6 protein-coding genes are annotated in these 7,707 nt (G+C 54.1%); all 6 read left to right on the top strand.

What is annotated here, in order from left to right:
• The coding region (locus H6F80_RS15960) for a hypothetical protein (protein ID WP_190792515.1) at positions 1-283 on the top strand (283 nt) is incomplete at its 5' end.
• Positions 284-287: 4 nt separating this feature from the next.
• Positions 288-1,880, top strand: coding sequence for a phosphoglycerate dehydrogenase (serA, locus tag H6F80_RS15955; RefSeq protein WP_190792514.1), 1,593 nt, complete (start codon positions 288-290; stop codon positions 1,878-1,880).
• A 26-nt stretch (positions 1,881-1,906) separates the two neighbouring features.
• Positions 1,907-2,821: a 50S ribosomal protein L11 methyltransferase gene (gene prmA / locus H6F80_RS15950; protein ID WP_190792513.1), complete on the top strand. Its 915-nt coding sequence runs from the start codon at positions 1,907-1,909 to the stop codon at positions 2,819-2,821.
• A gap of 72 nt (positions 2,822-2,893) precedes the next feature.
• On the top strand, positions 2,894-4,282 hold the full coding sequence (locus tag H6F80_RS15945; protein ID WP_242067396.1) for a cytochrome P450: 1,389 nt from the start codon (positions 2,894-2,896) through the stop codon (positions 4,280-4,282).
• A 205-nt stretch (positions 4,283-4,487) separates the two neighbouring features.
• Positions 4,488-5,915, top strand: a complete 1,428-nt coding sequence (locus H6F80_RS15940; RefSeq protein WP_199296615.1) for an isochorismate synthase — start codon at positions 4,488-4,490, stop codon at positions 5,913-5,915.
• A 42-nt stretch (positions 5,916-5,957) separates the two neighbouring features.
• On the top strand, positions 5,958-7,707 hold a 1,750-nt coding region (gene menD / locus H6F80_RS15935; protein WP_190792510.1), incomplete at its 3' end, for a 2-succinyl-5-enolpyruvyl-6-hydroxy-3-cyclohexene-1-carboxylic-acid synthase.

Below are 7,707 nucleotides of genomic sequence, written 5' to 3'. Positions count from 1 at the left end.
AGCCAGCATTTTCGCCTGCAACAGCCTGGCTGAAACGCATCAGATAGCCGCGCCGCAAACCGCCTTTAACGTTATCGCAAAGACGCAAAAGACGATCGATTCAGCTCAAAATTCAATGCAGCTCGACATCCCTGCTCACCGCCCATTCGCAAAGGCGATAAAAGCAGAAAACTTTTCGGGAAAGACCCATGACGAGGACAGGTTTGCAGTAGAATGGCGACTTGTGGAAAACCTGGCTTTTTGCTTGCTGTTTGTTTTCCCGGTTTCTATCTCATGTAGCTGATCCCATGCCCAAGGTTCTTGTCTCCGACCCGATCGATCAAGTTGGCATTGATATTCTCTCCCAGGTGGCTCAAGTTGACGTGAAGACCAGCCTTTCCGCTGCCGAACTCGTGCAGATCATTCCAGACTACGATGCCCTGATGATTCGTTCTGGAACCCGCGTAACTCAAGAAGTCATCGACGCAGGAACGCAGCTCAAGATCATTGGACGAGCCGGAGTCGGAGTCGATAATGTGGATGTGCCTGCTGCCACGCGACGCGGAATTCTGGTGGTCAACTCGCCCGAAGGAAACACGGTCGCCGCTGCGGAACATGCCGTAGCAATGATGCTGGCTCTGTCACGCTACATTCCTGATGCCAATCAGTCGGTGAAGGGCGGCAAGTGGGATCGCAAGAGCTTTACGGGTGTAGAAGTTTACAAGAAAACGCTAGGCGTCGTTGGCTTGGGCAAGATCGGGTCGCACGTTGCCGGGATCGCTCGCGCTATGGGAATGCGTCTGCTAGCGTATGATCCTTATTTATCGGCTGAACGGGCAGAGCAAATCGGTTGTCAGCTCGTCGAGCTTGATTTTCTCTTCCGCGAGTCGGACTACATCACGCTTCACATTCCCAAAACGCCGGATACTTATCATTTAATCAATGCCGACGCGCTGGCAAAAATGAAGCCCACCGTTCGCATTGTCAACTGTGCCAGAGGCGGCATTATCGATGAGGCTGCGCTGGCAAAGGCGATCGACGCCGGGCAAATTGGCGGAGCCGCGCTGGATGTGTATGAAAACGAGCCGCTGGGCGAATCGCCCCTTACCAGCCTGAGTAAAAATCTAGTGCTCACGCCGCACCTGGGAGCCTCCACTGAAGAAGCGCAGGTGAATGTGGCGATCGATGTGGCAGAGCAAATCCGCGATGTGCTGCTGGGGCTCCCGGCGCGATCGGCGGTGAATATTCCCGGTCTGCGTCCCGACGTGATGGAGAAAATGCGTCCTTTCTTGCAGCTTGCAGAAACGTTGGGCAATCTGGTGAGTCAGCTTTCCGGCAAACGGATCGAGTCGCTCACGATTCGCTTACAGGGCGATCTGGCAACGAACGACAGTCAGCCGATGGTCGTCGCAGCACTCAAGGGCTTATTGTCCAACGCTTTGCAGGAGCGGGTCAATTACGTCAACGCCAGCATTGAGGCAAAAGAGCGGGGCATCCGCGTGATCGAAACTCGCGATGCGTCGGTGCGTGACTATCCAGGCTCGCTGCATCTGTCGGCAGTCGGCTCGCTGGGCGAACATTCCGTCACGGGCGCACTCCTGGGCGACAATGAAATTCGCATTACCAGCATCGATGACTTTCCGATCAACGTGCCGCCAAGCCGCTATATGCTGTTTACGCTGCACCGCGATATGCCGGGGATCATCGGTAAGCTGGGATCACTGCTGGGCAACCTGAATGTCAATATTGCCAGTATGCAGGTCGGACGCAAGATCGTGCGCGGCGATGCCGTGATGGTGCTGAGCATTGATGACCCCGTGCCAGACGGCGTTTTGGAGGAAATCAAAAAAGAACAGGGAATTCGTGATGCCTACACCGTGACCCTAGCCGAAATTTCCTGAACCGAGGTCTCGTGAGGTGATCACTCTTGGCAAGTAGCTGGTGGGAAATTCAGGTCGGGGCTGATCCGGCGGCAGAGGAACTCCTCTTTTGGCGATTGCAGGCGTTTGGCTGTCGCGGCATGGCGAGTGAGTTACGGGGCAACACGTTCACCGTCAAGGCATACCTGCCGCAAATCAAATCCCAGCAGCTCGATCTGGCTGCCCTGGCTCTGTTGCTCAAACAAGATCTGCTCTGCGCCGAACTGCCCGCGCCGATCGTCCAATGGCACTTAATCGATGAAGAAGACTGGTCTAAAAGCTGGAAAGACCACTGGCATCCTGAACCGATCGGCGATCGTTTTTTAATCAATCCCGCCTGGCTTCCCATCCCCGAAACCGATCGGCTGATCATCAAACTCGATCCGGGCGTTGCCTTTGGCACAGGTGCGCATGCCACGACCCAGCTTTGCCTGGAAGCATTAGAGATGCGACTCAACGACCCGCTACCAGGAACGATCGTCGCGGATATTGGCTGCGGCTCCGGCATTCTCTCGGTGGGAGCAATTTTGCTGGGTGCAGAGCGAGCTTATGCCGTCGATACAGACATTCTGGCAGTCGATGCGACCAAGAGTAATGTTGAGCTGAACGAGTTGCCGCCCGATCGCCTGATGGTTGAAGAAGGCAGCCTCGATCGCCTCAAGGAAATGCTGCCCGCTCCGGTCGATGGCTTTGTATGCAACATTCTGGCAGAAGTCATCCTGCAACTCATTCCGTCCTTTAGCGACATTTCCAAGCCAGATACCTGGGGCATTCTCAGCGGGATTTTGATTGACCAGGTCCAGCCGATCGCCGATTGCTTAGAGGAACACGGCTGGACAATGGCAACCCTCTGGAGGCGGCAGGACTGGTGCTGTTTGAATATTCGCCGAGCAGAAAATCTGCCTGGTAATTGGCATGGGTAAGGAGAAGTTACAGGACGGGCGGGGGCGCGGGATTGAGCGGTAGACTATGGACTGTGGAGTACAAAACTGTGGATGGAGCGGAGATCTATGGTGCTTCCGAGCGGTTCTAGGCTGCCGTCTTTGCTGCAAACGCTGAGTTTGATTGCGGACCCGATCGCCTTTTTTGATCAACAATCGCAGCGATACGGCGATCCCTTTACGACGCGGGTGCTGGGAATCAATTCGCCGCCTGTAGTGTTCTTTAGTCACCCAGATGCGATCCAGGCGATTTTTACCACACTGTCGAGCAAGCTGGAACTGGGCAAGGTGACGGATGTGTTTCGTCCGCTGACCGGAAATGAATCGCTGATTATGCAGGACGGATCGCGCCATCAGCAACAGCGGCAGATGCTTATGCCTGCGCTTCATGGGGAGGGGCTGTATCGCTGGGGACAGGTGATTTGTGACTTGACGACCGAGGCGATCGATCGCTGGTCGGTGGGATCGGTGCTAAAGATTCAGTCAGAGATGCTAGACATTTCGCTGGAAGTCATTTTGCGCGTCGTGTTCGGGTTGAAGCCCGGCAGTCGCTATCAGCAGCTTCAGCGGCTTTTGCATCGATTGCTGGAGGATATCAATTCGCCGACCTATTCGGTGCAGTTTTTTTTGCCGCCGTTGCAGCAGGATTTGGGGGCGTGGAGTCCGTGGGGACAGTTTGTGCGGATTCGGCAGCAGATTGATGCGTTGCTGTATGCCGAGATTGCCGATCGCCGGAGCCAGGGCATTCATGATCGATCGGACATTCTATCGGTGCTGATGAGCGCCACGGATGCAGAAGGACAGCCGCTCAGCGATGTAGAACTGCGCGATCAGCTCATGACGCTGCTGCTGCTGGGACATGAAACAACGGCTTCTGGCTTAACCTGGATTTTTTACTGGCTTCAGCGCGAACCGCAAATTGCCGATCGCCTCCTACAAGAGCTGGATACGCTGGGCGAACAGGCTGACCCGATGACCGTAGCAAACCAGCCTTATCTCAACGCAGTGTGTAAAGAAGCATTGCGAATTTATCCGATCGCGCTGATTTCGCAGCCGCGCTGGACCAAGGAGGCGATCGAGCTTATGGGCTATCGGTTTGAACCGGGAACCGTGCTGATTCCCTCGATTTATCTGGCGCATCGCCGGGCGGATACCTATCCGAATCCCGATCGGTTTGAGCCGGAGCGGTTTTTGGGCAAGGCGAAATCGCCCTATGAATATTTGCCGTTTGGTGGCGGCAGTCGAAGCTGTATTGGCATGGCGTTGGCAATGTATGAAATGAAGCTGGTGCTGGCGACGGTGCTTCGCCAGGTGACGCTAACCCGTTCGAGCGAAATGCTGCCTGTGGTAAAACCGACGCGACGGGGCATTACGTTTGTGCCGCCGAAGGAGTTTCGAATGCGAGTGGGCGATCGGCGAGGCGCAAAGGTGCTGGTGAGTTAGAAGGCAGCTCAGGGTTATGACTTCTCAAACATCTTCCTGGGGTAAAGTCTAAGCAGGTTAAAATCTGTAATTAGGAATTAGGAATTGTAAGAATTCCTGACGGTTCGACACAGCAGACTGTGACCCTTTTGACTGATCCTTTTGACAACTTATTTTTTAGAAGGACTGTTTTTCTTCGATGCTTTGTCAGTCGCCTTTTACTCACTTGCAACCCCTGCAAGACTGTAAACAAATTTATCAGTTTCTTGACTTTTGCCGCAAGCGATCGATTGCAGAAAATCAGCCTAAAATTGCTAGTGTTGCCCTTGAAATCGAGGCGATGCAAAGCACTTCCTCTTGCAGCGTAATCGATCCATTGATTGTTCTTAATCATCTGCATCGATCGAATCAGCTTCATTTCTATTTAGAAAATCGTGATCAAGGGCGATCGATTGCGGCGATTGGCTCAGCGGTTGCGCTAACAGTGAACGGCAAAGAAAGATTTAAGCAGGCACAAAATTTCATTCAAACTCAGCTTGACCAAATATTAGCGAGCTATCCGGTTGATTTTCCCTGGACAACGCCTCGATTTTTTTGTAGTTTTACTTTTTTTGATCAGCAAACTCATTGCGATTCTCCTTTTCCGGGCGCGACCGTTTTTCTCCCTCGCTGGCAGATTATTCGCTGGCAGGAACATCACGGGGCGATCGTGAATTTGCCGATTCAATCTGACTCGAATTTGCAGCAGTTAACCCAGACGATCTGGCAGGAATTTCGATCGATTTGTCAGGCGCAGTACGACGTTTTTCAGCTTCCGCAAGGCATTACTCCACTCCTCAATCAATGGGAAATTATTGACCACAATTCGTTTCAGCCTGCTGTGACTTCGGTGCTGAAATCGATCGAAACCCATCAGTTTGATAAGGTGGTGCTGGCTCATGCGATCGATGTGATTTCTCAGCTTCCGTTTCAATGGGGACGATCGCTCAACGATTTGCGGCAGTTGCATTCAGGATGCACGGTTTTTTCGATCGGCAACGGCAACGGACAGAGCTTTATTGGGGCGAGCCCGGAGCGATTGTTGAGCATTCAAAACCGCCGCTTTCTCACCGATGCCCTTGCCGGATCTGCCCCACGCGGACGGACGGCAATCGAGGATGATACGCTGGGCGATCAGCTTTATCGCAGCGACAAAGAGCGGCACGAACATCAGGTCGTTGTTGATTTTATTACGCAAAGATTGGTCAATGTAGGGCTAACCCCTCGCTTCACCGCAACGCCAACCCTGCGAAAACTAGCCAATATTCAGCATCTTCATACGCCGATTCAGGCAATTTTGCCGCCAAGCCTGCATCCGCTTGCCCTGGTTGCCGAGCTGCACCCCACTCCTGCCGTTGCCGGACGACCCCGCGAAGTTGCCTGTGAGCAGATTTGCCAGTACGAAGGCTTTGAACGATCGCTCTACGCCGCGCCCCTGGGCTGGATCGACGCCCAAGGAAACGCCGAATTTGTCGTTGGCATTCGATCGGCTCTGATCGACGGACATCGCGCCCGATTATATGCCGGGGCGGGCATTGTGGCAGGGTCTAATCCCGATCGCGAACTGGCAGAAATCCGGCTGAAGCTTCAGGCACTCCTGCGGGCATTAGTGTGAGAATGGAGCTTCTGCTCTTTTTTCTGGGTTCGCCTGTCAGGAATGCCGATCAATTTCAGCAATACTAACTCGGTCTGGGCGTCGGTGCTGGTGGAAACGCTGCACTGCCTGGGACTCCAAACCGCCGTTATCTGTCCCGGATCGCGATCGGCTCCGCTTACGGTTGCTTTTGCCCTGCACAAGGCGATCGAGGCAATTCCGGTACTGGATGAGCGATCGGCGGCTTTTTTTGCGCTGGGATTGGCGAAACAAACGGGACGGGCGGTTGCCTTGGTTTGCACCTCAGGCACGGCAGGGGCAAACTTTTATCCGGCTGTGATCGAGGCGCGGGAAAGCCGTGTGCCTTTGATCATTCTCACGAGCGATCGTCCGCCGGAACTGCGTGAATGCAATGCGGGGCAAACGATCGATCAGCAAAAGCTGTATGGAACTTATCCTAACTGGTACAGTGAACTGTCGATACCGGGGCTAGAACTGTCGCTGCTGGCATATTTGCGGCAAACGATCGTCTATGCCTGGGAACGTGCCCATCAGCCGGTAGCGGGCTGTGTGCATCTGAATCTGCCCTTTCGCGATCCGCTTGCGCCAATTCCCCAGGCTGAAGCAAAGGCACTCGGCGATCGATTTCCGACCGATTTTTTTAGGGGAATTGCTCCTGCGCCGTTTGTGCAGTTCGAGGCTCAATTTGCCGTTCCTTCACTGTGGCAGCAGTCCGATTATCCCGAAGCAGGAACAGCCCCGCATCGCGGCTTAATCATTGCAGGCGTCGCGCAGCCTGGCGATCGTCAGACCTACTGTGAATCGATCGCCCGTTTATCGCAATCCCTGGGTGTTCCGGTGCTGGCAGAAGGGCTGTCTCCGGTGCGAAATGCTGCCGACCTGAATCCCAATCTGATTACTACTTACGACCTGATTCTGCGAAATTCTGACTGGGCAGATAAACTCCAGCCCGACTGGGTTATTCGCGTTGGTGAAATGCCCACCAGCAAAACCCTGCGCCAGTGGCTCAATTCCGATCCGTTGCTGATGCAGTGGATTATCGACCCGGACGATCGCAATCTTGACCCGCTGCACCTGAGAACCGTTCATCTGCGACTGTCGATCGAGCAAGTGGCGGCACAAATGACCCGCAGGACGGGTTCGCCTTCTCATTACTTAAAGTCCTGGCTTGAGATGGAGACGATCGCCCGCCAGAAGCGCGATCGAACCCTGGCACAGACCGACTTTTTGTTTGAAGGCAAAGTATCGTGGCTACTGTCTCAGCACTTGCCTCCTGGAACGCCGCTGTTTATCGCCAACAGTATGCCCGTGCGCGATATAGAGTGGTTCTGGCAGCCGGGAAATCGCCAAATTCAGCCCTGCTTCAACCGGGGCGCAAACGGTATTGATGGCACGCTTTCGGCGGCGATCGGCACAGCCCACCGTCAGCCCAGTAGCGTTTTACTCACAGGCGATCTGGCACTGCTGCATGACACGAACGGCTTTTTGCTGCGAAATAAGCTGCAAGGACATCTAACGATCGTGCTGATCAACAACAACGGCGGCGGAATCTTTGAAATGCTGCCGATTGCCCAATTTGAGCCACCCTTTGAAGACTTTTTCGCTACCCCTCAGGACATCGATTTTGCCCAGCTTTGCGCCACCTACGGCGTGGACTATCACCGCATTCGAGACTGGCAGGGTTTGATCGATCGCATTCAAACGTTGCCTCAAGAGGGCATTCGGTTGTTGGAAGTGCAGACCGATCGAAAGCGAGACACGATTTATCGACGGCAGATTCTCAATCAACTGC

It is taken from the genome of Leptolyngbya sp. FACHB-711 (assembly GCF_014695615.1).
In the GTDB taxonomy this organism is placed as follows: Bacteria; Cyanobacteriota; Cyanobacteriia; order Elainellales; family Elainellaceae; genus Leptolyngbya_A.
The sequence above is the reverse complement of the archived record's forward strand: the minus strand, read 5'-3'. Positions and strand labels throughout refer to the sequence as shown.